Origin of the sequence: Aeromonas sp. SER, from assembly GCF_038739615.1 — a bacterium.
In the GTDB taxonomy this organism is placed as follows: domain Bacteria; phylum Pseudomonadota; class Gammaproteobacteria; order Enterobacterales; family Aeromonadaceae; genus Aeromonas; species Aeromonas jandaei.
This window is the reverse complement of the sequence record NZ_JBCGFC010000032.1, coordinates 1-2,297: the sequence shown is the minus strand read 5'-3', so window position 1 is coordinate 2,297 and position 2,297 is coordinate 1. Positions and strand designations below refer to the sequence as shown.

At 48.8% G+C, this 2,297-nt stretch carries 3 protein-coding genes and 1 pseudogene; 1 reads left to right on the top strand and 3 read right to left on the bottom strand.

Features of this window, described 5'->3' with window-relative positions; translation table 11 throughout:
- Window positions 1-950: Fic family protein (locus AAHA41_RS22560; RefSeq protein WP_342697348.1), on the top strand; the 950-nt coding region annotated here is incomplete at its 5' end.
- 75 nt (window positions 951-1,025) lie between these two features.
- On the opposite strand, the gene AAHA41_RS22555 is transcribed toward AAHA41_RS22560, so the two are convergent.
- From AAHA41_RS22555 to AAHA41_RS22545, 3 genes and pseudogenes are all read right to left on the bottom strand, one after another.
- Window positions 1,026-1,286 carry a hypothetical protein gene (locus AAHA41_RS22555; protein ID WP_042020035.1) on the bottom strand — a complete coding sequence of 87 codons (261 nt, stop codon included), beginning with the start codon at window positions 1,284-1,286 and terminating at the stop codon, window positions 1,026-1,028.
- A gap of 61 nt (window positions 1,287-1,347) precedes the next feature.
- Window positions 1,348-1,755 (bottom strand): H-NS family nucleoid-associated regulatory protein, encoded by a 408-nt coding sequence (locus tag AAHA41_RS22550; protein ID WP_139441704.1) that lies wholly within the window; start codon window positions 1,753-1,755, stop codon window positions 1,348-1,350.
- Window positions 1,756-2,107: 352 nt separating this feature from the next.
- Window positions 2,108-2,297 (bottom strand): annotated as a pseudogene (locus AAHA41_RS22545) (hypothetical protein); the annotation flags it as partial.

Sequence of the window (2,297 nt, the reverse complement as noted above, 5' to 3'; positions counted from 1 at the left end):
CGTCCGCTATCGAAGGCGAACGTCTCAATGCCCAATCCGTGCGATCTTCCCTGGCTAGGCGGTTAGGGAGCTCACAAACTCAGTCCTATCCAGTATCAGAGCGCTCAGAGGGGCTCGCGGCCATGATACTGGACGCCATCGACAACCATGAACAACCACTGACAATTGAACGACTTTACCAATGGCATCGTTGGCTGTTCCCTGTCAACGAATGGTCGGTACAGCCAATGAACGTAGGGCAGTTGCGAGGAGATGAGCCGATGCTGGTTGTCTCTGGGCGTGTTGATCGCCCTACCGTGCATTTTGAGGCTCCACCCAGAGCCGCTCTGGACGATCAACTGGCCGAGTTCATCCCCTGGTTTAACCAGACTCAGCATGACCCCACGATGGATCCACTGCTTCGTGCGGCGATCTGTCATTTCTGGTTCGTGACCCTGCATCCCGTTGATGATGGCAATGGGCGGCTCACGCGGGCATTGACCGATCTCGCGCTGTCACAGGCTGACAGCCACAGCATCCGTCTGTATGCCATGTCAGTTGCAATTCTAGAGCGGCGAGGTGACTACTATATGACGCTTGAGTCAGCGCAGAGGGGCACGCTGGATATCACATCCTGGCTCTGTTGGTTCCTCGACACACTGGATTACACCTTAGAGCTGGCATTACAGGTTATTGACCGTTCTCTTGCCAAAAAACATTTCTGGTTGCAGCACTGTCATGATGGTCTGAGTCCAGAGCAAACCAAGGTTATTAACCGTTTATTGGATGGCGGCCAACAAGGTTTTGAAAATGGCATCAACGCCAGCCAATATCAAAAAGTCGCCGGAGTCAGCAAGGCGACGGCTACACGTCATCTGGGTGAATTGGTGGAGAGAGGGTGCCTTGAGAAATTACCTGGTGGCGGACGCAATACACGCTATCAGATCCGCTTGCACACCGAGGGAGTTTGAAAAAGCATCGCCATGGGGCGTTAATTTCATTTGGTAGATGAGATCTGCGATTAACGTACTAATGATGCTATTTAGTTAAATGTTGACACCATGATGAGTGCCGTCAGGCATATGAACGAGTAAACTCAGCCGACAGTCATATCTCTCAACAGACCTTTTGAGCGACAATAAACTATTTAGAACATCGGCATCAATTTCAGGAACATCACCCGCCCCGATATTTGAAAGCAGTTTGGTCACAGCGATACGAACTCGCAGCTCTTCGGCATGCTCCTTGGCTCTCTGGACTACCTCGGATGATTCCGACTCGATGATATCCTCTAATGTCCTCCCCATACGGTGCTCCTACTACAGATAGAATTAAAGGCCCACGCCGAGCAGGCATGGGCTCTCAGCACTAGATCAAGAACTCTTCCAATGCTCGACCATTAGCCACTGCTTCTGAGATGGTCTTGGGCATGCGGCCCTGACCAGTCCAGGTCTTTTCCTGGCCATCTTCGATGTATTTGTATTTTGCAGGACGGGGAGCGCGCTTGCTCTTTACTGTACCCTCTGCTTTTGCAGTGGTTGCAGTACCAACCAGCTCACTCGGATCTATGCCAGCGCCTTTCAGCAGCTCGGCAAACTCAGCCAGTTTTTGCAGGCGCTCGGCAGATTCCTCTCTCAATTTGGTTTCTTGCTGCTCACGCTCAGCAAAAACCTCATCCAATTTTTCTTTAACTTCGACCAGTTGCTCAAATGACAACTCACGCAATGCAGCTCGCAGACTACGGATATTCAACAAAGTTTTCAAAAAATCGTTCATTTTTATCCTCATGTATCACACTTTTATATCAGTGAAATTATCTCTCAATCCCAGCATCAGCTCCACTGTTTTTGGCACCAAGATGACTCAAAAAATAGCATCATTTAAAATTCGTGAGCTAAATTGCGTTTGGATCTACTTATTGGCCTAGCTCCAATCTGCTATGAAACTATGTAGCTAAAAATTAAATCCAAGTGGTAGTGAGCGTTGAGACCACCTCACCAGATGAGCCGATGAAGGATCTTGTTCGGCTCACGAAATGAGCCGATAGGACAATATCATTGGCTCACAGAATGAGTCGATGATAGGAAATAGTTCTCTCCACACAACCTCGAATATAGGGGCATACTATTCAGATTATCTCCCTATTAGAATAATCACGCCCAAATGTGTCTGGGTTTGCAGCCTCATAGTTATCGTCAAACATATGTTCCCCGCGATGCATCTCCCTCATTGTTGCGAGTATACCGAAAAAACACATTTCACACAGATGCACCAGATAACGCTCACCATCGTGACGGGAACCATAGCCAAAATCCGCC